The sequence below is a fragment of the Amycolatopsis sp. NPDC104863 genome, from assembly GCF_055582965.1.
This window is the reverse complement of sequence record NZ_JBVJOW010000001.1, coordinates 467,716-490,649: the sequence shown is the minus strand read 5'-3', so window position 1 is coordinate 490,649 and position 22,934 is coordinate 467,716. Positions and strand designations below refer to the sequence as shown.

The following is a 22,934-nucleotide window of genomic DNA, read 5'->3' as shown; positions in this document are numbered from 1 at the left end:
ACGAGCGAAGGAGACACCCATGAACACCGAAGTGGTCGTGATCGGCGGCGGGTACGCGGGCGTGATGGCGGCCAACCGCCTGACGCGGCGCGACGACGTCAGCGTCACCCTGATCAACCCGCGCCCCGACTTCGTCGAGCGCATCCGCCTGCACCAGCTGGCCGGCGGCACCCACCCCGCGCGCACCGGCTTCCGGGACGTCCTGGCCGCCGACGTCCGGCTGGTCGTCGGCACGGCCACCGCGATCGACCCGGCCGGCCGCACCGTGACCCTCGCCGACGGCGACCCGATCGGCTACGACTACCTCATCTACGCCGTGGGCAGCCACGACGCCCGCTCGGACGTGCCCGGCGCGGCCGAGTTCGCGCACCCGCTGGCCACATTCGAGCAGGCGCAACGGCTTCACGCGGCGCTCGAAGCCGCTCCGGGCGCGGCGGTGACGGTGGTCGGCGCCGGGCCCGCCGGCATCGAGACGGCCGCCGAGCTCGCCGAGAACGGCCGCGCCGTGACCCTCGTCTGCGGCGGGGAGCTGGGGCCGTACCTGCACCCGCGCGGACGGCGTGCGGTGGCACGCCAGCTGGCCAGGCTCGGTGTCACGGTCCTCGGCGATGCCACGGTGACGGCCGTGACCCGCGAGGGTGTGCGGCTCGACGACGGCCGCGCGATCGCGGGCCCGGTGACCGTCTGGACCGCCGGGTTCGGGGTCCCCGACCTGGCCGCGCGCAGCGGGCTGAGCACCGACCTCGCCGGTCGCCTGCGCACCGACGAGACGCTGACCAGCGTCGACGACGACCGGGTGATCGCGGCCGGCGATGCCGCGTCGCCGTCGGACCTGCCGTTCCGGATGGGCTGCCAGTCCGCGGTGCAGCTCGGCCCGCAGGCCGCCGAGACCGTGCTGGCCCGGATCGCCGGCACCGAACCGGCGTCGATCGGGGCCGGGTTCGCCGGCCAGTGCCTGAGCCTGGGCCGCGGGCGCGGCGTCTTCCAGTTCTCCCACCGCGACGACCGGGTGGTCGGGCTGTACGTTGGCGGCCGCCTGGGCGCGAAGCTGAAGGAGTTCGTCTGCCGCAGCACGGTCTGGCAGCTGGCTTACGAGGCCCGCAAGCCGGGGGTCCGCAAGTGGTGGGTCCACGACGGCAAGCGCGAGGCCCGGCTGCGGGAGCCGGTGCGCGCCTGAGGAGTCAGAACAGCTCGATCGACCGGTCCTGCCCGGCCAGGTCCCAGCCCAGAACGTTGCGCGTGCTGCGGCTGGTGGCGAACTCGAGCAGCACGGCGGTCATCGGCCGGCGTTTCCGCTTCTCGCCACCGGAGCACTCGCGGTCCAGGTACACGACGTGCCACCGGTCGGGGTCGGGCGTCCACGGGAGCCAGCACAGCGAGCCGCCGGTGACGTCGTCGCCGAAGGGGATCAGCCCACCGGGTTCCGGGAAGGGCGGCGGGACGCGGGGGTCGTAGTCCCCCGCTTCCCGCACCACGGTGGTGACCCGGGCGAAGTCGTCGGTGAACCGGCGGAGGCCCTCGGTGTTCTGGACGGGGTTCCAGAGCCGGATCGCGTCACGGTGCAGCGCGGACGGGAACCGGCTCATGAACTCCTTGTAGTCACTCGGGAACGGCGTCCTCAGCCGGCGTTCGACCGTTCCCCAGTCGTACTTCGGCAGGACGCCCCCGGTCCACCCCAGCGCATCGGCGATCCGGTCGACGACCTCGCCGTGCTCACTCCCGTGCATGCCCGTCACGATAACGAAACGTGCCCGCTTTCCTGGACCACCCACGTGTTGCCGTCCGGGTCGGCGAAGCCGAAGAAGCTCGCGTGGTCCCTCCGGTCCGGGTCCACGCCCGGCGCGTAGTCCCCTTGCCAGTCCACGGACTTCTTGTGCCGCAGCGCGTCGACCGGCACCCCGCGGCCGGCCAGCGCGCGGTGGGCCGCCTCGATGTCCGACACCACGAGATAACCGGCGCGGGCCGATCCGGGGGCCGCGTCGGTCAGCCCGGTGCCGAGCTGGACCGACGCCGCCGAGCCGGGCGGGGTCAGCTGGACCACGCGGAAGCCGTCGTTCGGCTGGTAGTCGACGTCGAGGGTGAAGCCCACTTGCTCGGTGTAGAACCGCTTGGCACGGTCCACATCGGACACCGGAAGGGTGAGGACTTCGAGGCGGAACTCCAGCTCAGACAAGGGGTTCACCCCCGTCGACCCCGAGGGAAACCCCGGTCAGGAACGTGCTGCCCAGCGCGAAGACCACGGCTTCGGCGATGTCTTCGGCGCGCCCGACGCGGCGCGCCGGGCTGGTCGCCGCGCGGGTGGCGAACAGCGCGGCCTTCTTCTCGTCCCCGAGGGCGTCGTAGGCGCCGGTGTCGATCGTGCCGGGTGAGATCGTGTTCACCCGGATCGGCGCCAGCTCGACCGCGAGTCCCCGCGTGAGCACGTCCACCGCCGCGTTGGTGGCGCCGACGGCGAGCATGCCGACCGCCGGCTTGCGCGCGGACGATCCGGAAAAGAATACGAAGGAGCCGTCTTCCGGCATGCGCGGCGCGAAGTGCTTGGCCAGCAGCAGCGGGCCGAGCACCTTGACGTCGAACGACCTGAGCACCGTGTCGTGGTCCAGGTCGCCTACCGTGCCGCGGGCCCGGGCCGACGCGGTCGAGACGACGTGGTCGACCCGGCCGAGCCGCTCGGCCAGGGCCGCGACGGCGGTTTCGTCGGTCAGGTCGACGGCCGCCGCGGTGACGTCCGGGTCGTCGTACGCCCGGGCCAGTGCCGCTTCGTCGCGCCCGGCGACGACGACCTTCGCCCCGGCTTCCCGCAGCGCGAGCGTCACCGCGCGGGCGATGCCGCTGCCGCGGCCGACGACGAGCACCCGGCGATCCTTCAGTGAAGTCATCTCAGTTCCCTTTCGCGGCGAGCAGTTCGTCGGGGTCCAGGCCGCGGTCGATGCCGTGGGGTGTGACGGTCTGGCCCGGTTCGAGGACGAGCTTCCGGCCGTCGAGGGTCACCTCGACGACGTCCGGTTCGAACGACACGAACCCGGACACCCGCTCGACCTCGGGCCACGCCTCGGGGTACGACCAGGCGGCACGCTTGCCGGACCCGATGTCGTAGTACGCGGCCAATCCCTTGTAGGGGCAGAACGTCTGGCCGTCGACCGGGGTCAAGGCGTCGAGGTCGATGTCTTCGCGCGGCACGTACCAGCGCGGCGCGAAGCCGGACTCGTAGAGCGCGACCGGCCGGTGGGTCTCGGCGACCACGCGGTCGCCGTCACGCACGACGAGGTGGCGCGAGGTCTGCCGGATGTCGACGCGGTGGTACGGGTCGGCCGCGTGCCCGACGATCCGCTCGTCCTCCTCGTAGAAGGCCTCCATCGCCCGCCACGCGAAGGCGACGCGGTCGCGCAGGACGTCCGCGTGGCCGGGCAGTCCGGTGTGCCGCCAGGCGGCGCGCGGCGCCTGCTCGCCGGCCGCCCGCACGGTGAACCACCCGGTCGCGCCGAGGTCGCGGTGCGTCGTCGTCCGGTCTTCCGCCACGAGCGCGTCCTCGCGGACGTCGGCGAGCGGGAAGTACGCCACCGGGTACCGGCCGGGTTCGTGCAGCAGCACGACGTCTTCGCTGTCGGCGATCCACTCCCCGCCGAACCGCACGCGCATCCGCCGCCGCAGCGGCTCGGCGAACAGCATCCGCTCGGGCAGCGGCTGTTCGACCAGGAAGTGCCCCACCGCCCGGGTGGCGAGCGGTCCCTGCTGCCAGGCCAGTCCCATCGTCTCGCTCCTAACCTTTATCACTTAGTTTGATGGTTAGACACACAACCACCCGTCGTGTAACCTGTCAAGGGTGAGTTTGGAGGTTAGAACGATGGTGGACGAGAAACTGCTGCTCGACCTGCTGAACACCACCCCGGTGCGCGACGGGGTGCCCGGCGACGACCTCGCCGGCGCCGCGGCGGGCCACGACTGGCTGGCCGCCCACGGGCAGCCGGCAACCGACGACGAACACCGCGCGCTGCTCGAAGCGCGGTCCGTGCTCCAGCGGATCGTGCGCGGCGAGGACACACCCGCTTCGGCCGCCCGGTTCGTCGACGACGTGAGCTACCGGGCCGCCTTCGGCGAAGACGGCGTCGAGTGGCAGCTCGACGTCCCGTCGGGCCGCTCGGCCGCCGCGCGGGCCGTGCTCGCGTGGGACGAGCTCACCAAGGCGAGCCCCGGCCGGCTGCGCCCGTGCGCCAACCCGGAGTGCCGGCTGTTCCTCATCGACCACAGCAAGCCCAACAGCGCCCGCTGGTGTTCGATGGCGGTCTGCGGCAACCGCATGAAGGCCCGGCGGCACTACCAGCGCTCCCGCCCGGGCGCGGCGGACTGAAGGAGACGACCGTGGCGCGCCTGGTTTCACTCAACGTCGGGATGCCGAAGGACGTGCCCTGGCAGGGCAAGACCGTCCACACCGGAATCTTCAAGTACCCCGTCCCCGGCCGGCTCATGGTCCGGCGGCTCAACGTCGACGGCGACGGCCAGGGCGACCTGGGCGGCCACGGCGGCGAGAACCGCGCGGTGCTCGTCTACCAGCGTCAGTCCTACGAGCACTGGCGGCGTTTCCTCGGCCGCGACGACCTCGAGGACGGCCAGTTCGGCGAGAACTTCACCGTCGACGGCCTGCCCGACGACGAGGTGCACATCGGCGACCGGTACCGCATCGGGGAGGCCGAGTTCGAGGTCACGCAGCCGCGCGTCACGTGCTTCCGCGTCGGGATGCGCCTCGGCGAGCCGCGGATGCCGTCCCTGCTGGTCGCGCACCACCGGCCCGGCTTCTACCTGCGCGTCATCACCGAAGGCCACGTCGAGGCGGGCGACGAGATCGTCCGCACTCGGACCGGCCGCCACGAGCTGAGCGTCGCCGACGTCGACGCGCTGCTCTACCTGCCCGGGCGCGACATCGAGGCCCTGCGCAAGGCCGTCGACATCCCGGCGCTCAGCCCCGGCTGGCAGGGGTCCTTCCGCGACCTGCTGGCGGCGGCGCCCGCGCCGGAACCGAGCGGGTGGCGGGGTTTCCGGCCGTTGCGCGTCGAGCGGATCGTGCCCGAAAGCGCCACCGTCGCCTCGATCCACCTGGCCGCCGTCGACGGCACGCCACTCCCCCGGCCCGTGCCCGGCCAGTACCTCACCCTGCGCGTCCCCGGGGCCGGCGACCCCGCGCCGGTGCGCAGCTACTCCCTGTCGGCGGCGCCGTCCGACCGGGAGTACCGCATCAGCGTGAAGCGCGACGGGCTGGTGAGCGGCTACCTGCACACGCGGCTGACGGCGGGCGCGGAGGTCGACGTGGCCGCGCCGCGGGGCGACTTCGTCCTGGCCGGCGACGACCGGCCGGTGCTCCTGGTCTCCGCGGGCATCGGCGTCACGCCGGTGCTGGCGATGCTGCACGCGCTCGCCGCGGACCGAACCGAGCGGGAGGTCCGGTGGCTGCACACGACCCGTTCGGCGGCCGAGCACGCGTTCGCCGCCGAGGCGCACGAACTGCTGGAGAGCCTTCCGCACGGCCACGAGAACGTCTTCTACACCGCCGAAGACCCGGCGCCCGGTGTCCCCGGCGCCACCCGCGGCCGGCTGAGCGCCGACACGCTGTCCACTTTGGACCTGCCGCGCGACGCGACGGCGTACCTGTGCGGCCCGGACGCGTTCATGACCGCGACGCGCGAAGCCCTGGTGAAGCTCGGCCTCGACCCGGCGAACGTCCACAGTGAACTGTTCGGCGGCGTGTCCGCGATCAACCCGGGCATCACCGACGCCGTCCGCACCACCCCGCACCCGCCCGCGGGCGCGCCGGGCACCGGCCCCGCCGTCACCTTCGCGCGCAGCGGGCTCACGGTGCCGTGGGACGACGGTTACCCCAGCCTGCTGGAGCTCGCCGAGGCGTGCGACGTGCCGACGCGCTGGTCGTGCCGCACCGGCGTCTGCCACACGTGCGTGACACCGGTGCTGTCCGGTGTGGTCGGTTACGAGCCGGAGCCGCTGGAACCGCCCGCGGACGGCGAGGCGCTGGTCTGCTGCGCCCGGCCGCTCGACGCCGTCGTCCTGGACCTGTGACGGGGCAGGAAAGTCCGCCCGATCGGTCACGCGTGTCCCGCTAGGCTGGGGTCCGGAGCCGAGGGGGCGCTTGTGCGGGTGTTGCTGACGGGGTTGCCGATCCGGTCCCACCTCCTGCCCGCGCTGGTGCCGCTCGCCCGGGCCGCGCAGGCCGCGGGACACGAGGTCGCCGTCGCCACCGGCCGGGCGGCCGCGCCCGACGTCGAACGGCACGGGGTGCCGGTCGTGGTGCTGCCGGCTATGCGCGCGCCCGGCGAAGTGGCGCCGGAGCCTTCGGTGCTGGAGAAGCTGCGCCGGTGGCGGCCGGAGGTCACCGGGCCGCTTTCGGTGCCCCTGTTCGACGACACGATGACCGCGGGGGCGGCCGCGGACATCGTGGCGGCGGCGTGGCGCCCGGACGTGATCGTGCGCGAGACCAACGAGTACGGCGGGCTCCTGGCCGCCGAGCTGCTCGGGGCGCCGTCCGCGGTGGTGGACATCGCGCCGCTGATCACGCGGCTCGTCCCCGATCTTCCCGGCCGGCTGGACGCCGTGCGCGGGCGGCTCGGCCTGCCGCCCGGCGGGACGGCCGCCCGGCTGACCGCGGGTCTGCTGCCCGAGCCGTGGTACCCCGAGGAGCTGCGCGGGCCGGGACACCGGTACTACCGCGTCCCCGAACCGGCCGTGGCCCCGGCCGAGGACGGCCCGCGGGTGCTCGCCGCCTTCGGCTCGAACCTCCTTTCCTTGCTGGCGCCGGAATCCGAGCTGATGTCGATCACTGTGGCGGCGCTGGGCTCACTGGGAGTCCGAGCCGTCGTCGCGCTGGGCAGTGACGAGGCGGTGGCGTCGTGGACCGGCCCGCGCCCGGCGAACGTCGAGCTGGCGGGGTTCGTCCCGCAACGCGCGTTGCTCGCCGCGTGCGACGTGTTCGTGACGCACGCCGGGTTCAGCGGTGTGCGTGAGGCGCTGACGGCCGGGGTGCCGATGGTGACGGTGCCGTTGTTCGCCGACCAGCCCGCGAACGCCTTGCGGGTGCACGAACTGGGAGCCGGGCTCCAGGTGGACGCCGCCGGACTCACGCCGGAAGCCTTGGCCGCCGCGGTTGCGCGCGTCCTCGACGAGGCTTCGTTCCGCTCGGCGGCGGAGGGCTTCCGGCGTCGAGTTCTCGAACTGCCGCCGATCAGCGGCTTCGTCACCGAGCTGGAAGCCCTGGCGTGACGACTCCCGCGGCTTCCCGAGCGGGGTGCAGCCGTCCCCGCAGGAACGCGACCACCTCGCGGCGCGCGGGCCGGGCGGCCGGGACCAGGCCGGGCACGCTCAGGAAACTGTGGATGGCCCGGGCATAACAGCTCAGACGCGCGTCCGTCCCGGCTTCGCTGAGCCGCTCGACGTACCGGCGGCCGTGGTCGTCCGCGGCGTCCAGCGCGCCGGTGACGACCAGCGCCGGGGGCAGGCCGGCGAGGTTCTCGAACTTCACCGGTGACACGGTCCGCGCGTCGAGCCCGGGCGGCACGCTCAACCGGCGGGCGGCGCTCCATTCGGAGATCGACAGCCCCGGCTGGCCGGAGTTCGCGGCGACCGACGGGTAGTCGTGCGCGGTCTCCGTCCAGTCCGTGCTCGGGTAGACCAGCACCTGGGCGTGCAGCGGCAGCCCGGCGTCGCGGGCGCGCAGCGCGACGAGGGCGGCGAGCGTGCCGCCGGCACTCTCCCCGAGGACGGCGACCGCGCCCGCGTCGACACCCCAACCGAAGGGGTCTTCGACGAGCCGGACGAGCGTGTCGTACCCGTCGTCGACCGGTGCGGGCAGCGGGTGCTCCGGCGCGAGGCGGTACTCCACCGAGACCACGATGGCCGGGCAGCGGGCCGCGATCCGGCTGTTGAGCCAGTCGTTCTGCGCGGCCGTGCCGACGAGGAAACCCCCGCCGTGGAAGGAAAGGACCAGCGGCAGCGGCCCGGCGGCCCGTCTCGGCCGGTGGACCCGCAGCATCAGCCGGCGGCCCGGCAGGTCGAGGGTCGTCTCCTCGATGCGCGCGCCGTGGTCGGGCAGCCCGGTGACGATCCGCGTGACGCGCGCCCGGCGCACGCGGTTGACCTTCTCGCGCGCGGCGATCACCTGGGCGTCGGTGAACGTCTCCCAGTCCACGATGTCCCTGAGGACGATCCGGGCGCGCAGCGGTGCCTTGTCTCGCATGGTCTTCTCCTTCGGCCGGATTACGCTACCGGCAGTAGCGTAATCACCAAGGTAGCCTGTTCCGGTGCCGGCTTCCACCTCTTCCGCACCCGGGCGGCCCCGGACCGACCTGGACGCGACCGTGTTCGCGGCGACCCTGCGCTCGGTGCACGAGCTCGGCTACGCGGGCGCGACGATGGACCGCATCGCGGCCGAAGCGGGCGTCGCGAAGACGACGCTCTACCGGCGCTGGCCGTCGAAGGGCGCCCTGATCACGGACTGCCTCGTCGCCGCACTGGGCCCCGCGCCCCTCGACGGCGCAAGCCCGGACGAGATCGTGGCGTCGGCCATCCACTGGGTGGCGGCGAAGATCGGTGAGCCGGGCGTGGGCGGCGCGTTCGCGGGTGTGTTCGTCGACGCCGTCAGCGATCCCGCCCTGCGCGACGTCCTGTCGACGCGGCTGCAGGACCCCTACCGGCTCGCGCTGCAGGAGGCGCTCGGCGAGCCGGAGCACCGGGTGCTGTTCGTCATCGACGTCATCGTCGGCACCCTGCTGCACCGGATGGGCATGACCGGCCGCCCGATGGCCGAGGCCGACGTCACCGAGCTGGTCGAGATGATCCGGCGCGTCCTGCGCTAGCCGTCCCGCCGGTCAGAGGCAGTGCGGCCGGTAGCCGTCGATGCGCAGGCCGCGGAAGTCGAGCCGGTTCGGTGTCTTGCCGACGAAGACCAGGCCGCGCGCTTCGGGCAGCGCGGAGGCGAACGAGTAGGTGGGTGTGCCCAGCTCGGGCAGCGACGTCCAGTTGCGTGGTGCGAAGCTGAAGAACTTCGTGACGAGCTTTCCGCGCGTCGACGGTACGAGCGTCAGCCATTTGTCGCCGCCGCTCCAGTGCGAGGCCGGGCGGAGCTGGACGTAGAGGTCGTCGGTGGCGCTGTAGGTGAGCCAGAACCCGGCCGAGCGCGAGAGATCGGCCTGCGCCTCGAACTGGTTGCCGAGCCACACGACGGCGACGTGCCATTCGGCGTTGAGGAAGTCGATCTTGGCGGCGTAACCGTGGCGCTCGCGGACAAGAAGGGTCCCGGTGGCCGGGACAGTGGTGCCTTCACCGCTGGCGAGCCACTGCTGAAGGCGGTCGATCGAGGGTGTCGCGCACTCGCAGCTCAGCCTTTGAACGGCCTCCGCGGTGGGGGTGATCAGGGAAAACACCAGCAGGGAGGCGAAAACCGCGAGCATCCGGCGCATGCCGGGGAAGTTAGCACACGGGATGTGCCCTGCGTCACGGAATGTCCGGCGATCTTGGGCGCTACACAGAAGTGGAAACCGTTCGGACCCCAGGGAGTGCCATGTCCGCCACCACCACGCCGGAAGAGACGGCGACCACGCCGGTCGTGCCCGTCCTCGACGACTTCGACTTCCCGCTCACCGACGGCGCGGCCTGCCGCATCGACGACCCGGACTGCGAAGCCTGCCAGTGACGGAACCCCGCCGGTCCCTCTCAGGGGCCGGCGGGTACTAAAAGGTTTAATCAGAGCCGGTGACTGACCCAGTCCTGGGCCTGCGCTCGTTCGGCGAGCGCGGCCAGGAGGGTGTTGATCGCGCTCAGCTCGTCGGGGTTCAGCAGTTCGGCCCACCATGATTCGCGCCGGTTGTGCTCGCGGAAGGTGGCTTCGAGCCGCCGCTTCCCGGTTTTCGTGAGGGACAGGACGACGCCCCGGCGATCCCGCGGATCGGGCGCCCGGTCGACGAGCCCGGCGGCATCAAGGGTCTTGGCGAGGCTGGAGACGGCGGCCCGGCTCATCCCGGCCACCTCGGCGGCCCGCCCGGCCTCCTGCGGCCCGGCGACCCAGATGGTGAAGAGCAGCCGAAAGGCCGACCAGCTCCACCCGGCGGGCCGGTGCACGGTGGATTCCAGGTCGTAGACGACGGTGTTCGCAACGCGGTGCAGCAGGAGCACCATCGTCATGGCCCGCCGGTCGGTGTCGGGAAGACGACCGGCGGTGGTGTCGACGGCGGTGTGGGCGAAGGAGAGAAAGTCAGCGGTCTCTCGTCTCGGGGCACCTTGGGCAATGCCGGTCGGGCCGCCGTCGGCCAGGTTTGGGATCGCAGGCTCTTCCGCTGCCGCAATGCCGACCGCAGCCGAACTCACCCCGCGGCCGGCAAGATCTGGGACCGCGAGCACGCTGCCAGGGTCAATGTCAGCCGCAGCCGGACCCGCCCCACGATCGGCGAAGTCCGGGACCGCAGGCACGTCCCCAGCCTCAACGCCAGCCGCAGTCGAGCTCGCCTCGCGACCGGCCAAGTCCGGGACCGCAAGCACATCCCCAGCCTCAACGCCAGCCGCAGCCGAACCCACCCCGCCATCGGCAAGATTCGCGACCGCGAGCACGCTGCCAGGCTCAACGCCAGCCGCAGCCGGACCCGTCTCGCCATCGGCGAGATCCGCGACCGCAAGCACGTCCCCAGCCTCAACGCCAGCCGCAGCCGGACCCGTCTCGCCATCGGCGAGATCCGCGACCGCAAGCACGTCCCCAGCCTCAACGCCAGCCGCAGCCGGACCCGCCCCACGATCGGCGAAGTCCCGGACCGCGGGCTCAACGCCGACCGCAGCCGGACTCACCTCGCGACCGGCGAAGCCGATGGCTGCGGCTTCCCGCGCACCGCCAGAGTCCTCGCCGGCGAAGGCCGCCAAACCGGCCGCACCACCGCCCGACCCACGACCGGCGAAATCGCCCCACTCACCGACAACCGCAGGCGGGGCGAGGCCGTCGAGAAACGCCTCCACCACCCGCCGCTGCAACTCGGGTGTTGTCACGCCAGGCGTCAGCAACGCGTGCACCTGCAAGCCGTTCAGCATCGCGAGGAGCTGCTCCACCAGCACCTCGTCCCCCACCGGCGACACCACCGAACCCGCCGAACGCCCCTCGCGGAGGAACCCCGCCATCCTCCCGCGCCACTCCGTCATCGCCGCAACGAACACCGACTCCAGCTCCGCCTCCGCGAGCGCGCGTTGCCAGAACGGCAGCACCACCCGGGCCTCGAGCTCCGTCACCTCGTCCGCGGGCAGGACCTCGCGGCAGAACACCCGCAGCCCCTCGAGCCCGGTCGCGGCGCCCAGCCGGCCGGCGATGCGGGCGTTCGTCGCCTCGAAGACGTGCGTGAACGCCGCCTTGACGATCGCGTTCTTGTCCGGGAAGTAGTGCTTCAGCGCCCCGTGCGCCATCCCCAGCGACGCGGTGATCTCCCGCATCGTCGCCGCCTCGATGCCGCGCTTCGCGATCAGGCGCCACGTCGCCTCCGCGATCTCCGCGCGGCGCCGATCGTGGTCGATCTGCTTCGGCACGGCGCACCTCCCCGGGCCGTCTGTACCGGTGAAGTGACCGCCGGCCCTGGTGTTCGCGGCGGGTTTGCCGCACTCTTCAGTCTACACGTGGAGAAAACAGGGAGCCGCCCGATGTCCGACGTCCATCCGCTCGCCCCGCTGACCGCCGACGAGATCTCCGCCGCCCGGCAGGTGCTCGCCGACGCCGGTCTGCTCCCCTCGACCGCGCGCGTGGTCTACCTCGGCCTCGAGGAGCCGCCGAAGGAAGCCCTCTACGGCGGGCAGCCGGCCGACCGCGTCGCCCGGGTGCTGCTGCACGACGTCGCCGCGCACGGCGGTCACGACGTCCTCGTCTCCCTCACCGCCGAGAAGCTCGTCGCCGAACGCCGGCTCGACCCCGCGGCCGACGGCCAGCTGCCGGTCCTCGACGAAGAGTTCGGGCTGGTGGAACAGATCCTCGCCACCGACGAGCGCTGGCTGGCCGCGCTCGCCGCCCGCGACCTCGACGTCGCCGAAGTGCGCGTCGCCCCGCTTTCGGCCGGGGTGTTCGAGTATCCCGAAGAAGTCGGCCGACGCATCCTGCGCGGCCTCGCCTTCGTCCAGCGCCACCCGAAGGACCACCCCTGGGCCCACCCCGTCGACGGCCTGGTCGCCTACGTCGACGTCGTGGCCAAAACCGTCGACCAGGTCATCGACACCGGCGTGGTGCCGGTGCCCGACGAGTCGGGCAACTTCGACGACCCCGCCGTCACCGGCCCGCCGCGGACATCCCAGAAGCCGATCGAGATCACCCAGCCCGACGGCCCCAGCTTCACCCTCGACGGCCACCACCTCGAGTGGGAGAAGTGGTCGCTGCGGATCGGGTTCGACGCCCGGGAAGGCCTGGTGCTGCACCAGATCACCTTCGACGGCCGCCCGATCGTGCACCGGGCGTCGATCGCCGAGATGGTCGTGCCCTACGGCGACCCATCGCCGGTCCGGTCGTGGCAGAACTACTTCGACACCGGCGAGTACCTGATCGGCCGGTACGCCAACGCCCTCGAGCTGGGGTGCGACTGCGTCGGCGACATCACCTACCTCGACGCGGTGATCGCCGGCGAGTCCGGCCACCCCCGCACGCTGCCGAACGCGATCTGCCTGCACGAAGAGGACTTCGGCATCCTCTGGAAGCACACCGACCTCTGGGCGGGCTCGGCGGAGACCCGCCGCCAGCGCCGCATGGTGCTGTCGTTCTTCACCACCGTCGGCAACTACGACTACGGCTTCTACTGGTACCTCTCCCTCGACGGCACCATCGAGTGCGAGGTCAAGGCGACCGGCGTCGTGTTCACCTCGGCCTACCCCGGCGCCGGTTACCCCTACGCGTCGCAGCTCGCGCCCGGCCTCGGCGCGCCGTACCACCAGCACCTGTTCAGCGCGCGCCTGGACATGATGGTCGACGGCCCGGCCAACCTCGTCGAGGAGGTCGACGTCGAGCGCGTGCCGGCCGGCCCGGGCAACGAACGCGGCAACGCCTTCACCCAGCGGCGCACGCCGCTGCGCACCGAGTCCGAAGCCCAGCGCCTGGCCGACAACCGCAAGGGCCGCGTCTGGCACATCTCGAACCCGGTCTCGCGCAACCGGCTCGGCGACCCCGTCGCGTACGCCTTGCTGCCGGAGGGAAACCCCGAGCTGCTGGCCGACGAGGACTCCTCCATCAGCCGGCGCGCGACCTTCGCGACCAAGCACCTGTGGGTCACCCGGTTCGACCCCGCCCAGCGGTACGCGGCGGGCGACTTCGTCAACCAGCACCCGGGCGGCGCCGGGCTGCCGGAGTTCGTCGCCGCCGACCGCGACATCGACGGCCAGGACCTCGTCGTCTGGCACACCTTCGGGCTGACGCACTTCCCGCGCCCGGAGGACTGGCCGATCATGCCCGTCGACCGCACCGGCTTCCGGCTCCGGCCGGTCGGCTTCTTCGACCGCAACCCCGCCCTCGACGTGCCGCCGACCCGGAACGCGTGCCACGGCTAGGGACCCGCCAGCAGCTCGAAGTCCGCCCGGCCGGAGCGGACGCCGTTGATCTGCAGCTCCAGCGCGTGCGCGCCGGGGTGGTAGCGGCGCGTGGTGATCACCCGGAAGGAGTGCTCGCGGCTCAGCTCGTAACTCTCGCCCGGCCCGAGGACCTGGGTGGTGAGCTTGAACGTCTTGCCGGTCGTGGTGCCGTTCGCCTTGCGGTGGTGGACGACGTAGTCGATCGCGAGGCGGGCGGGCTCGGCGTCGAGGTTGCGCACGGTGGCCCGGAAGGTCAGCGCCGCCCCGATCGCCACCGCGTCCGCCGACAGCAGCGGGCCGGTGACGTCGACGCGCGCGGGCGCGAACCCGAGCAGGCCGAGCGCGCCGGGGTGGCCCTGCTTGACAAGCGTGCGCAACGCGTGCCGCACGAGTTTCCCCGTGGCAGCGGGGTTTTCGCCCGGTTCGGCCAGCCACTCCGCGGCCGTCGCCACGACCAGGGCCGGGTCGCGGCGGCTGATGTCGTTGAGGTGGTTGGCGACCGAGCGCCGGACGTACTCGCTTTCGTCGCGGTACAACGCGTTCAGGATCGGCAAGGTCGCCTTCGGCTCGGCCAGGATCCCCGGCACCCGCACGGCCCACGGCAGCATCGGCCGGGTCCCTTCGGACGCGAGCCGCCGGACGTCGTGGCTCTCCGAACCGGTCCAGCCGATGATGACGCCGAGCGCGCGATCGAGGTCGTGGTCGAGCAGGATCCGCAGCGCGAACTCCGAGGTGAGCCGCGGCGTGAGCTCCGCCAGCAACGCAAGCGCGCCGTCGAACGCTTCAACACTCCCCTGTTCGACGGCCTTGACGGCGACCGCGCTGGTGACGGGCCAGATCAGCCAGCCGGTGAACGTCGGCGCTTTCTTAGCCGCGACGCGCATAGTGGCGGCGAAGGAGACGTAGTCACCGGGCAGGTCTTCAAGCAGCGCGTCACGCAGAAGGTCACTTCGCTCGCGAAGCGACAACGGCGCGAGAGCGGCCTCCGCGGCGGCGACGGCACCCGGTTTCGACCGCGGCACCGCGACGCGCAAGGCCGCCGCGAGATCGCGCACGGTGCGGGCGCCGATCAGTTCGTCGGCGAATGGCATGAAGACCTCCGGTCGGGCAGCGGGTCGAGCACGGCGATCATGACACGGGGGTACGACAGTTTCCGCGAGCTCACCGCCGCCGGGCCCGGTTCGTCTCGCGGACGACCGCCCAGGCGTCCGCCACCGGACCCAGGTGGGCGAGCTTGTCGGGGTTGAGCACCACGCGGATCGCCCGCACCCGCCCGTCCAGGACGTCGAGGGCCAGGGTGTTGACGAGCAAGCCGTCCCGGTCGCGGAAGAGCGCGCCGGACTGGCCGTTCAGCTCGCACGCCTCGATGGAGCCGCCGATCCGGGCGAACGGCGCGACGAGCCCCGCCAGCACCCGGGCCACGTTTTCCGCGCCGAACAGGCCGTGCCCCCACAACGGCGCCTTTCCCCCGCTGTCGCCGACCATGTGGACATCCGCGGCGAGCAGGTCCCGCAGACCATCGACGTCACCATCACGAAGAGCGTCCAAGAACCGCCCGGCCAGCAGATCCCGCTCGCGCCGGTCCGCCGCGAACCGCGTGCGCCCGCCGTCCATGTGGCGACGCGCCCGCACCGCGAGCTGGCGGCACGCGGCCTCCGAGCGTCCCACGGCCGCGGCGACGTCCGCGAACCCGAAACCGAAGACTTCGCGCAGCACGAACACCGCGCGTTCGAGCGGGCTCAGCCGCTCCAACAGCAACAGGGCGGCCATCGACACCGAATCGGCCAGCTCCGCCGAACGTTCCGGGTCCTCGTACGGATCGGCCGGCAGCGGCTCGGGGAACCACTGCCCGACGTACTCCTCGCGCCGCACCCGCGCCGAGCGCAGGACGTCGATCGCGATCCGGGACACCGTCGCCGCCAGGAACGCCTTGGTCGACACGGGCCGCGTCGCGGAGGACTCGTAGCGCAGCCAGGTCTCCTGCACCGCGTCCTCGGCCTCGCTCACGCTGCCGAGGATCCGGTAGGCGATCGAGAACAGCAGCGGGCGGAGGTCTTCGAACTCCTCGGTCTGGGTCACCTCACTGGGACGAACCGGCGCCGCTCGCTGTGACATGTCACAGAACGACGGGGTCGTTTCGTCTCGGGAGCATGAGTGAACACACCACACAGCAGAGGGTCGCGCTGGTCACCGGGGCGAACAAGGGCATCGGCCGCGCGACCGCCGGACAGCTCGCGGCGCTGGGCATGACCGTCGTGCTCGGCGCCCGGGACCAACGGCGCGGCGAGGAGGCCGCCGCGGCGATTGGCGGCGACACGCACGCCGTCACCCTCGACGTCACCGACGAGGCCACCGTGCGGGCGGCCGCCCGGTGGATCGAGGAGCGCTTCGGCCACCTCGACGTGCTGGTCAACAACGCCGGCATCACCGGCTCCGGGCCCGTCTCCCCCGCCGACGCGCTCGACCAGCTCCTGTCTTCGGGGTGATCACCGTGACCAACACCGTGCTGCCGCTGCTGCGGCGCTCGGCGGCGCCCCGCGTCGTCAACGTCAGCAGCGGCGCCGCGTCGCTGACCCTGGCGAGTGATCCGGACGGCCCGCTGACGCGGCTCCCGGCGTCGGCGGCCTACTCGCCGTCCAAGACCGCGCTGAACGCGCTGACCGTCCAGTACGCCAACGAGCTGCGCAAGGACGGCGTCCTGGTCAACGCCGTCAGCCCCGGCTTCGTCGACACCGACATCAACAACCACACCGGACACCTCACCCCCGCGCAGGGCGCGGCGACCGTGGTGCGCCTGGCCACCCTCGGCGAGGACGGTTCCGTGCCCTGGTGACGGCGTCGCGACGTAGGCTGGCGGCATGCGTCGTCTTGGGGGAATCGTCGCCGTCGCCGGCCTGCTGACCGCGGTTTCGGCCTGCACACCGGACTCGCCGAAACCACCACCCGCCACCACCGCGGCGGCGCCGGTCCCGACGCCGCCGCGGTCGTCCGACGCCCCCGCGCTCGGCCCCGGCCCGGTGACGGCGCCGCACACCACTCCGCAGCCGCCACCGCCGGCGTCACCGGAAGCGATCACCTCGGCATGCCCGTTCCTCGGCGTCGCCGACATCACGCGGGCGATCGGCGCGGACTGGGGCGCGCACGCCGTCGAGGCGAAACCGGACCAGCGGGCACGTCCGGTCGTGTACCGCTGCGACTACGCGAGCTTCACCCGGAGCACCACCGCCTACGAACTCCTCGTCACGGCCTTCCCCGGCGCCACGAAGCCGGACACGGCGGTGCGGCGGTTCACCGGCGAGTGCACGGCGCCGGCCACCGCCGTCGCGCCGGACACCCGGCTCTGCGAACTGCCCGAGCGCGAGAACGACGGCCCGCCGCAGCACGAAGTGCGGCTGTTCGTCACCAAGGCGGCCCACGGCCAGACCCGCCTCGCGGTCCTCGACCTGCAGGCGACGCGCCAGGACGTCTACCCGGTGCTCGCCGGGCTCCTGCACGACCGGCTCTGACGGCGGTCAGGCGACTGGCGGCGTGCCGTGGGTGTGGAACGACTCGATCGTCTTCAGGCCCCACGCCTGGCCTTTGGCCCGCTCGGCTTCGGTCCACGTGACCGGCTCCCAGTCGGGCGCGAAGATCAGCCGTCCGGTGGGGTTGCACAGCTCGATCCGGTTGCCGCCGGGTTCGTAGAGGTAGAGGAAGAACGTCTGCTGGATGGCGTGCTTGTGCGGTCCGGTTTCGATGTGGACGCCCGCGTCGAGCGCGATGTCGGCGGCGCGCAGGATGTCCTCGCGCGTGTCCGTAGCGAAGGCGATGTGGTGCAGCCGACCGGTCGTCTTGGTCCAGTCGTTGGTGTAGACGAGGTCGTAGGACTTCTGCGCGAAGTGCGTCCACTGCCCGGAGATCACGCCGCTGTCGAGCCGGATCTGCTCGGTCACGCGGCCGCCGAGGACGTCGCAGACGAACCGGCCGTTCGTCTCCGCCGCCTGGGCCAGGTAGTTGACGTGGTCGAGGCGCCGGACGCCGGCCCCGCGCGCCGGGTACGCCTGCGCCTGGTTCTTCAGCGCGGGCCGCAGGTGTTCGGGCGGCTCGTACCGCTCGGTCTCCCAGTAGAGCTCGAGCTCGTGGCCGTCCGGGTCGCGGAAGAGGTAGGTCGGGCCGATGCCGGTGTCGCCGTCGACCCAGCCGATGCCGAGGCCGCGCTCCTCCAGGGCGGCGACGCGCCGCTTGAGCGCGTCCTCGCTCGAGGTGCGCAACGCCGTCCGCCCGACGCCGGAGGTCTTGGCCGCGGTGAGCTTCAGGCTGTGGTGCTCGTAGTCGTCCCAGGTGCGCAGGTACACCGAGTCGCCGTCGGCGCCGTTTTCGGTCAGCCCGAGCACGCGGACGAAGAAGTCCAGGCTCTTCTCCGGCTCCGGGGTGCGCAGTTCGACGTGCCCGAGGTGCGCGATTTCGTGGCGAGGTGAGGGATCGGGCATGGCTGTCTCCTCAGGAGCGCGGGAAAACGGTGCCGTCGAACAGTTTCCGCGCGGTGCGGATGACCGTCGAGCGGCGGACCCGGGGCGGGGTCACCGTGGTGTCGAGCTCGATGCCGACGGCCAGCTTCCCGCTCGGGTGCTCGATTTCGACGGGCTCGCCGCGTTCCAGGAGCTCGCTGCCGACGGCGCCGTCGAGCAGCAACGCCGTCACCACGCTGACGCCGCCGAGGACGCCGATCGAGGGGTGCGGCTTGACCGGGATGAACGTCCGCGTGCAGATCGCGCCGCCGTCCCGGGGCGCGGCGACGAGGGTGGTCTTCGGGATCGAGCTGCCGCTGACGTCGCCGAGGCCCATCAGCTTCCCGGCTTCGACGCGGAGGGTGTCGATGCGTTCGGCGAGGGCGGGGTCGGCCAGCTCGTCGGTGGTTTCGTAGCCGGTGACACCGAGATCTTCGGCGCGTGCGACGACGACCGGCATCCCGTTGTCCACACAGGACACTTCGATGCCGCCGACGTCGTCGCGGACGTTGCCGGTGGGCAGCAGGCTGCCGCAGACCGAGCCTTCGGTCTCGGTGAAGTCCAGCTCGACGGGGGCGGCGGTGCCGGGCACGCCGGAGATGGCGGTGCCGCCGCGGTAGTCGACTTCGCCGCCGGGAGTGGCGAAGCTCGAGACGGCGACGGTGCCGGTGTTGAGCAGCCGCACACGCACGGTGGTGCGCTCTTGGCCGGCGGCCACGAGCCCGCGCTCGACGGCGAACTGGCCGACGCCCGCGAGCAGGTTGCCGCAGGTCTGGCGGTCTGAGACGGTCGGTTCCTCGACGCCGAGCTGCAGGAACAGGTAGTCGACGTCGTGGCCGGGTTCGGCGGCCGTCGAGACGATGGCGACCTTGCTGGTGACCGGCTGGGCGCCGCCGACACCGTCGATCTGGCGCGGGTCCGGGGTGCCCATGATGCGCAGCAGGAGGTCGTCGCGTTCGGCCGGCTCGGCGGGCAGGTCTTCGGCGAGGAAGTAGGCGCCTTTCGACGTTCCCCCGCGCATGAGCATGCAGCGCACGCCGGTCATGCCTGCTCCTTCCCGTACTCCTCGGCGGTCAGGTACCGGACGCCCAGGCTGTCGAGCTTCTCGCGCAGGCCGTAGCGGTCGAGCCCGAGCTGGCCGTTCGCAAAGGCTTCCCTTGCGGCGGCTTCCTTTTCGAGCCTGGCTTGGCTCGCTTCGAGTCCTGTTTGGACGTCCTCGCGGCGGACGCGCATGACTCCGTCGTCGTCGGCCAGGATTGCGTCGCCGGGGCGGACGAGCTGCCCGCCGAGCACGACGGGGACGTTCACCGCGCCGGCGGTCGCCTTCACGGTGCCCTGGGCGCTGACGGCCGCCGACCAGACGGGGAAGCCCAGCTCCCGCAGCTCGGCGACGTCGCGGACGCCGGTGGTGGTGACCAGGCCGCGGACGCCGCGGTGGCGTAGGGCGGTGGCGAAGAGTTCGCCGAAGAGCCCGTCGGCGCAGGGCGAAGTGGTGGTGACGACGAGGAGGTCGCCTTCCCGGCACTGCTCGACGGCGGCGTGGATCATCAGGTTGTCCCCGGGCCAGCACAGTGCGGTGACGGCGGTCCCACCGACGCGCACGCCGTCCTGGATCGGCCGCAGCTCGGAGCCGAGCAGCCCGGACCGGCCGAGCGCCTCGTGAACGGTGGCAACGCCATAGCCGGCGAGGCGAGTCACCTGCTCGAGGTCGGCACGCGGCGGATCGGTGACGATGACGGGCTTCATACGGGATACGGTACGGTTCGGTTGACGAAATTGTCAACAATTTTGGTGAGGATGATGGTGGGCGGAGTGGTGGAGAGGCTGCGAACAGGGAGAGAGCGGCCTCGGGCGGTGCCTTGCCTGCCCTCCAGCCACCGCAGTGAGGGACTCATTCAGGTCACCAGGCGCCACAGATGAGTCACTCACGTCGCCACACCAAGCCGGATCACGGGTGGAGTGGGGAGACCTCCGCGTCCGCCGCCTTGAGGGCCTCGATCACGCTGGCCAAATGCACCCGCGCCGCCTCGGCCGCCCGCTCGGGATGGTGCGCGCAGATCGCGTCGATGATCGCCAGGTGCTCCGGGAGCGAGACCTGCGGCCGGCCCGGGCGCATCGCCAGCCGGAACTGGTGGCGCACGCTCTGCCCACGCAGCCTCTCCAGCACCTGCGCCGCGGTGTGCTGGCCGCTGATTTCGCGGACCCGGCGGTGCAGCCGCTGGTTGAGACCCGAATACCCGACGACGTCACCGGTCGCCACCGCCGCCTGCATCCGCTCGCCGAGCTCCTTCAGCTCGCCGACCTCGGCGTCATTGACGCGCTCAGCCGCCTTCGCCGCGCACAGCGACTCGAGCATCATCCGGACTTCGGAGATCTCGACGGCCTCCTCCAGCGACACCGCGCGCACCCGGGCGCCGCGGTTCTGCACTCGCTCGACGAGCCCCTCGTTCGTCAGCTCGATCAGCGCGGCCCGCACCGTCGCCCGGCTCGCGGCGAACTGGCCGGACAGGTCCGCCTCCACCAGCCGCTGGTTGGGCACGAACTCGCCGCGGACGATCGCGTCGCGGATGGCCGCCACCACGGAACGCTCCCCCGGCTGCCGGTCCGCAGCACTCTCGGTCATACCCCGACTCCGTTTGTTGACAATTTTGTCGAGAACATCGTGTACTCGATCGTAGCTTGTAGAGAGGATTCTGCTATGACCGGAACCATCGCGGTACTGGGACTCGGCGAGGCAGGCAGCGCGCTCGCCCGGGACCTGGCCGCCGCCGGGGCCGTCGTGCGCGGGTACGACCCCGCCATTCCCGCCGCCGAGGGGGTGGTCACCACCGGCTCGGAGGCCGAAGCCGCCGACGGCGCCGACCTGGTGCTCAGCGTGAACAGCTCGGCAGCGGCCGTCGACGCGCTCGAAGCCGGCCTCGCCGGGATCAAACCCGGCGCGGCCTGGGCGGACCTCAACACCGCCTCCCCCGGCACCAAGCGCAGGCTGGCCGGCATCGCCGCGGACCACGGCGTGCCGTTCGCGGACGTCGCGATCATGGCGCCGGTCCCGGGCCGCGGCCTGCGGGTCCCGATGCTCGCCACCGGCGCCGCGGCCGACACCGTCGCCACCACGCTGAACACCCTTGGCGCGGCGGTCGAGGTGATGGCCGGCGAGGCCGGGCTGGCCGCCGAACGCAAGCTGCTGCGCAGCGTCTTCTTCAAGGGCATGTCCGCCTCGGTCGTCGAGGCTCTGCTGGCCGCCCGCGCCGCGGGCTGCGAAGACTGGCTGCGCAAGATCATCGTCGACGAGCTCACCGGCGCTGGCGCGTCCACTGTGGACAGACTGGTCGACGGCTCCTTCAAGCACGCCGTCCGCCGCACCGCCGAGATGGCGGCCGCCGCGGAGATGCTCGGCGAGCTCGGCGTCCGCGCAGACATCGCCGGCGCAGCTCGTAACCAACTTTCACACCTAACCGACCCACAAGATTGTTAACAATCTTGCCGCGAGTCTTGTGTTCAATATCTCAGCCGATGTAGTTTCGGACACCTTCGCACCCCCGGACGAAAGGGACGAAGATGTCTGCACAAGTCACCAGCGGCCCCGCCGCCGCATCGGTCCGGCTGTCCCTCCGGGTGACCGCGTTGTGCTGGGTCCTCGTCCTGCTCGACGGGCTCGACCTGTTCGTCTACGGGGCGACCCTGCCGGGCGTGCTGGCCGACAAGGAGTTCGGCCTGACCCCGGTCAGCGGCGGCACCATCGGCAGCCTGACGACGTTCGGGATGATGCTCGGCGCCCTGACCTCCGGCATCATCACTGACCGCGTCGGCCGCCGGAAGATCATCATCACCGGCGTCACCGTCTTCTCGCTCGCCGCGGCCGCCTGTGCCGCCGCCCCCACGGTCGAGTTCTTCGGCGCGGCCCGGTTCGTCGCCGGCCTCGGCCTCGGCGGCCTGCTCCCGTCGGCGATCGCGATGGTCATGGAGTACGCGCCGGCCTGGCGCAAGAACCTCGCCGTCACCACGGTGATGACCGCCCACCAGGCCGGCGGCGCACTGGCCGGCGCGCTCGGCATGACGCTCGTCCAGTCCCTGGGCTGGCGTTCGGTGTACTGGCTCGGCGCGCTGCTGCTCGTCCCGGTCCTCCCGGCGATCGCCATCCTGCTCCCGGAGTCGCTGACGTTCCTGCTGGCCAAGGGAAAAACCGGACGCGCACAGGCGATCGCGGCCAAGTTCGCGGTGCCGCTCGAGGCGTTCGCGCCGGAGCCGGCCGTCGACCGCCGCGGCGGCCTGCGCGGCCTGTTCACCCCGGCCGTCCGGCTGACGACGCTCCTGTTCTGGATCGCCTCCTTCGCCGGGCTGCTGCTGGTCTACGGCGTCAACACGTGGCTGCCGACGATGATGCGCGGCAACGGCTACAACCTCGGCTCCGCGATCAGCTTCCTGCTGGTGATCAACCTCGGCGGCATCGCGGGCATGCTCGTCGCGGGCCGGCTCGCGGACCGCTTCGGCGCGCGGCCGGTCGCGATCATCTGGTTCGCGCTCACCGCGTGCGGGGTCGGCCTGCTGGCGCTGCGCATGCCGCTCGCCGTGACGTACGTGGTCGTGTTCCTCACCGGCGCCTGGCTGTTCAGCGCGCAAACACTGATCTACGCGGCAGTGGGCGCCTACTACCCCGCCGACAGCCGGGCCACGGCGCTGGGCTGGGTGTCCGGGGTGGGCCGGCTGGGCGCGGTGTTCGGGCCGTGGCTGGGCGGCATCCTGGTCGCGAGTGGACTGTCCACTTTGGGCTTCGCCGTCTTCGCGGTCGCCGGCCTGCTCGGCGCGGTGATGGTGGCTCTGGTGCGCCAGAAAGCCCACCGCAGCCACGTCCCGGCAACGCAGAACGCTTGACCGCGC

25 protein-coding genes are annotated in these 22,934 nt (G+C 72.1%); 12 read left to right on the top strand and 13 right to left on the bottom strand.

Translation table 11 applies throughout. The features are described 5' to 3' along the window. Positions 1–19: 19 nt before the first annotated feature. A complete protein-coding gene (locus tag ACZ63J_RS02325; RefSeq protein ID WP_465404622.1) occupies positions 20–1,177 on the top strand; it encodes an NAD(P)/FAD-dependent oxidoreductase in 1,158 nt (385 codons plus the stop codon). A 4-nt stretch (positions 1,178–1,181) separates the two neighbouring features. Here ACZ63J_RS02325 and ACZ63J_RS02320 read toward each other — a convergent pair whose 3' ends face one another. From ACZ63J_RS02320 to ACZ63J_RS02305, 4 genes are read right to left on the bottom strand one after another with little or no spacing between them, the layout of a single operon-like run. Next, a complete protein-coding gene (locus ACZ63J_RS02320) occupies positions 1,182–1,727 on the bottom strand; it encodes an SMI1/KNR4 family protein (RefSeq protein ID WP_465404620.1) in 546 nt (181 codons plus the stop codon). A gap of 5 nt (positions 1,728–1,732) precedes the next feature. Continuing rightward, positions 1,733–2,182, bottom strand: coding sequence for a VOC family protein (locus ACZ63J_RS02315; protein ID WP_465404618.1), 450 nt, complete (start codon positions 2,180–2,182; stop codon positions 1,733–1,735). Further along, positions 2,166–2,879, bottom strand: a complete 714-nt coding sequence (locus tag ACZ63J_RS02310; protein WP_465404616.1) for an SDR family oxidoreductase — start codon at positions 2,877–2,879, stop codon at positions 2,166–2,168. The genes ACZ63J_RS02315 and ACZ63J_RS02310 overlap by 17 nt, the downstream gene beginning before the upstream one ends. Before the next feature lies 1 nt (position 2,880). After that, entirely contained in the window at positions 2,881–3,750 is an 870-nt protein-coding gene (locus ACZ63J_RS02305) for a DUF427 domain-containing protein (RefSeq protein ID WP_465404615.1), read from the bottom strand. Between the two features lie 94 nt (positions 3,751–3,844). On the opposite strand from ACZ63J_RS02305, the gene ACZ63J_RS02300 reads away from it, so the two are divergent. From ACZ63J_RS02300 to ACZ63J_RS02290, 3 genes are all read left to right on the top strand, one after another. Continuing rightward, positions 3,845–4,348, top strand: coding sequence for a CGNR zinc finger domain-containing protein (locus ACZ63J_RS02300; protein ID WP_465404613.1), 504 nt, complete (start codon positions 3,845–3,847; stop codon positions 4,346–4,348). 11 nt (positions 4,349–4,359) lie between these two features. Then, positions 4,360–6,066, top strand: coding sequence for an MOSC domain-containing protein (locus ACZ63J_RS02295; RefSeq protein WP_465404611.1), 1,707 nt, complete (start codon positions 4,360–4,362; stop codon positions 6,064–6,066). A gap of 72 nt (positions 6,067–6,138) precedes the next feature. Then, the gene (locus ACZ63J_RS02290; protein ID WP_465404609.1) at positions 6,139–7,263 is read left to right on the top strand and encodes a glycosyltransferase; all 1,125 of its coding nucleotides are present in this window, start codon (positions 6,139–6,141) and stop codon (positions 7,261–7,263) included. Here ACZ63J_RS02290 and ACZ63J_RS02285 read toward each other — a convergent pair. Beyond that, a complete protein-coding gene (locus tag ACZ63J_RS02285; RefSeq protein WP_465404607.1) occupies positions 7,238–8,236 on the bottom strand; it encodes an alpha/beta hydrolase in 999 nt (332 codons plus the stop codon). The genes ACZ63J_RS02290 and ACZ63J_RS02285 overlap by 26 nt on opposite strands. A 64-nt stretch (positions 8,237–8,300) precedes the next feature. On the opposite strand from ACZ63J_RS02285, the gene ACZ63J_RS02280 reads away from it, so the two are divergent. Next, entirely contained in the window at positions 8,301–8,855 is a 555-nt protein-coding gene (locus ACZ63J_RS02280; protein ID WP_465404606.1) for a TetR/AcrR family transcriptional regulator, read from the top strand. A 12-nt stretch (positions 8,856–8,867) separates the two neighbouring features. Here the strand turns inward: ACZ63J_RS02280 and ACZ63J_RS02275 are convergent, their stop codons facing one another. Then, on the bottom strand, positions 8,868–9,458 hold the full coding sequence (locus ACZ63J_RS02275; protein ID WP_465404604.1) for a hypothetical protein: 591 nt from the start codon (positions 9,456–9,458) through the stop codon (positions 8,868–8,870). Between the two features lie 101 nt (positions 9,459–9,559). On the opposite strand from ACZ63J_RS02275, the gene ACZ63J_RS02270 reads away from it, so the two are divergent. After that, positions 9,560–9,691: a hypothetical protein gene (locus ACZ63J_RS02270; RefSeq protein ID WP_465312340.1), complete on the top strand. Its 132-nt coding sequence runs from the start codon at positions 9,560–9,562 to the stop codon at positions 9,689–9,691. Positions 9,692–9,741: 50 nt separating this feature from the next. Here ACZ63J_RS02270 and ACZ63J_RS02265 read toward each other — a convergent pair whose 3' ends face one another. Further along, positions 9,742–11,556, bottom strand: coding sequence for a TetR family transcriptional regulator C-terminal domain-containing protein (locus ACZ63J_RS02265; protein WP_465439286.1), 1,815 nt, complete (start codon positions 11,554–11,556; stop codon positions 9,742–9,744). A 111-nt stretch (positions 11,557–11,667) separates the two neighbouring features. Between ACZ63J_RS02265 and ACZ63J_RS02260 the strand changes: the two genes are divergently transcribed. After that, positions 11,668–13,548: a primary-amine oxidase gene (locus ACZ63J_RS02260; RefSeq protein WP_465404597.1), complete on the top strand. Its 1,881-nt coding sequence runs from the start codon at positions 11,668–11,670 to the stop codon at positions 13,546–13,548. Here the strand turns inward: ACZ63J_RS02260 and ACZ63J_RS02255 are convergent. After that, positions 13,545–14,660, bottom strand: a complete 1,116-nt coding sequence (locus ACZ63J_RS02255) for a DNA alkylation repair protein (RefSeq protein ID WP_465404595.1) — start codon at positions 14,658–14,660, stop codon at positions 13,545–13,547. The two genes, ACZ63J_RS02260 and ACZ63J_RS02255, sit on opposite strands and share 4 nt — an antisense overlap. Before the next feature lie 70 nt (positions 14,661–14,730). Further along, the gene (locus ACZ63J_RS02250) at positions 14,731–15,648 is read right to left on the bottom strand and encodes an RNA polymerase sigma-70 factor (protein WP_465404594.1); all 918 of its coding nucleotides are present in this window, start codon (positions 15,646–15,648) and stop codon (positions 14,731–14,733) included. A 71-nt stretch (positions 15,649–15,719) separates the two neighbouring features. On the opposite strand from ACZ63J_RS02250, the gene ACZ63J_RS02245 reads away from it, so the two are divergent. Genes ACZ63J_RS02245 through ACZ63J_RS02235 form a run of 3 tightly spaced genes read left to right on the top strand, consistent with a single transcriptional unit; the run spans position 15,720 to position 17,075 of the window. Further along, positions 15,720–16,055, top strand: a complete 336-nt coding sequence (locus tag ACZ63J_RS02245; protein WP_465404592.1) for an SDR family oxidoreductase — start codon at positions 15,720–15,722, stop codon at positions 16,053–16,055. Positions 16,056–16,060: 5 nt separating this feature from the next. Next, positions 16,061–16,402, top strand: a complete 342-nt coding sequence (locus tag ACZ63J_RS02240) for an SDR family NAD(P)-dependent oxidoreductase (protein WP_465404590.1) — start codon at positions 16,061–16,063, stop codon at positions 16,400–16,402. A 25-nt stretch (positions 16,403–16,427) separates the two neighbouring features. Next, the gene (locus tag ACZ63J_RS02235; protein WP_465404588.1) at positions 16,428–17,075 is read left to right on the top strand and encodes a hypothetical protein; all 648 of its coding nucleotides are present in this window, start codon (positions 16,428–16,430) and stop codon (positions 17,073–17,075) included. 6 nt (positions 17,076–17,081) lie between these two features. Here ACZ63J_RS02235 and ACZ63J_RS02230 read toward each other — a convergent pair whose 3' ends face one another. From ACZ63J_RS02230 to ACZ63J_RS02215, 4 genes are all read right to left on the bottom strand, one after another. Then, complete coding sequence (locus tag ACZ63J_RS02230; protein ID WP_465404586.1) at positions 17,082–18,038, bottom strand: catechol 2,3-dioxygenase; 957 nt, start codon at positions 18,036–18,038, stop codon at positions 17,082–17,084. A gap of 10 nt (positions 18,039–18,048) precedes the next feature. Beyond that, positions 18,049–19,101 (bottom strand): 4-oxalomesaconate tautomerase, encoded by a 1,053-nt coding sequence (locus ACZ63J_RS02225; RefSeq protein WP_465404584.1) that lies wholly within the window; start codon positions 19,099–19,101, stop codon positions 18,049–18,051. Then, a complete protein-coding gene (locus ACZ63J_RS02220; protein WP_465404582.1) occupies positions 19,098–19,802 on the bottom strand; it encodes a 4-carboxy-4-hydroxy-2-oxoadipate aldolase/oxaloacetate decarboxylase in 705 nt (234 codons plus the stop codon). The genes ACZ63J_RS02225 and ACZ63J_RS02220 overlap by 4 nt, the downstream gene beginning before the upstream one ends. A gap of 202 nt (positions 19,803–20,004) precedes the next feature. Then, positions 20,005–20,679: a GntR family transcriptional regulator gene (locus ACZ63J_RS02215; protein WP_465404580.1), complete on the bottom strand. Its 675-nt coding sequence runs from the start codon at positions 20,677–20,679 to the stop codon at positions 20,005–20,007. Positions 20,680–20,754: 75 nt separating this feature from the next. Between ACZ63J_RS02215 and ACZ63J_RS02210 the strand changes: the two genes are divergently transcribed. Then, the gene (locus tag ACZ63J_RS02210) at positions 20,755–21,531 is read left to right on the top strand and encodes an NAD(P)-dependent oxidoreductase (protein ID WP_465404578.1); all 777 of its coding nucleotides are present in this window, start codon (positions 20,755–20,757) and stop codon (positions 21,529–21,531) included. A gap of 83 nt (positions 21,532–21,614) precedes the next feature. After that, positions 21,615–22,928, top strand: coding sequence for an MFS transporter (locus tag ACZ63J_RS02205; protein ID WP_465404576.1), 1,314 nt, complete (start codon positions 21,615–21,617; stop codon positions 22,926–22,928). Positions 22,929–22,934: the final 6 nt, after the last annotated feature.

Coding starts and splice junctions, on each gene's coding strand:
- ACZ63J_RS02285 (WP_465404607.1), bottom strand. CDS start 8,236: ATGCGAGACAAGGCACCGCTGCGCGCCCGGATCGTCCTCAGGGACATC.
- ACZ63J_RS02270 (WP_465312340.1), top strand. CDS start 9,560: ATGTCCGCCACCACCACGCCGGAAGAGACGGCGACCACGCCGGTCGTG.
- ACZ63J_RS02225 (WP_465404584.1), bottom strand. CDS start 19,101: ATGACCGGCGTGCGCTGCATGCTCATGCGCGGGGGAACGTCGAAAGGC.
- ACZ63J_RS02320 (WP_465404620.1), bottom strand. CDS start 1,727: ATGCACGGGAGTGAGCACGGCGAGGTCGTCGACCGGATCGCCGATGCG.
- ACZ63J_RS02310 (WP_465404616.1), bottom strand. CDS start 2,879: ATGACTTCACTGAAGGATCGCCGGGTGCTCGTCGTCGGCCGCGGCAGC.
- ACZ63J_RS02245 (WP_465404592.1), top strand. CDS start 15,720: ATGAGTGAACACACCACACAGCAGAGGGTCGCGCTGGTCACCGGGGCG.
- ACZ63J_RS02300 (WP_465404613.1), top strand. CDS start 3,845: ATGGTGGACGAGAAACTGCTGCTCGACCTGCTGAACACCACCCCGGTG.
- ACZ63J_RS02325 (WP_465404622.1), top strand. CDS start 20: ATGAACACCGAAGTGGTCGTGATCGGCGGCGGGTACGCGGGCGTGATG.
- ACZ63J_RS02305 (WP_465404615.1), bottom strand. CDS start 3,750: ATGGGACTGGCCTGGCAGCAGGGACCGCTCGCCACCCGGGCGGTGGGG.
- ACZ63J_RS02260 (WP_465404597.1), top strand. CDS start 11,668: ATGTCCGACGTCCATCCGCTCGCCCCGCTGACCGCCGACGAGATCTCC.
- ACZ63J_RS02235 (WP_465404588.1), top strand. CDS start 16,428: ATGCGTCGTCTTGGGGGAATCGTCGCCGTCGCCGGCCTGCTGACCGCG.
- ACZ63J_RS02255 (WP_465404595.1), bottom strand. CDS start 14,660: ATGCCATTCGCCGACGAACTGATCGGCGCCCGCACCGTGCGCGATCTC.
- ACZ63J_RS02210 (WP_465404578.1), top strand. CDS start 20,755: ATGACCGGAACCATCGCGGTACTGGGACTCGGCGAGGCAGGCAGCGCG.
- ACZ63J_RS02220 (WP_465404582.1), bottom strand. CDS start 19,802: ATGAAGCCCGTCATCGTCACCGATCCGCCGCGTGCCGACCTCGAGCAG.
- ACZ63J_RS02275 (WP_465404604.1), bottom strand. CDS start 9,458: ATGCGCCGGATGCTCGCGGTTTTCGCCTCCCTGCTGGTGTTTTCCCTG.
- ACZ63J_RS02215 (WP_465404580.1), bottom strand. CDS start 20,679: ATGACCGAGAGTGCTGCGGACCGGCAGCCGGGGGAGCGTTCCGTGGTG.
- ACZ63J_RS02205 (WP_465404576.1), top strand. CDS start 21,615: ATGTCTGCACAAGTCACCAGCGGCCCCGCCGCCGCATCGGTCCGGCTG.
- ACZ63J_RS02230 (WP_465404586.1), bottom strand. CDS start 18,038: ATGCCCGATCCCTCACCTCGCCACGAAATCGCGCACCTCGGGCACGTC.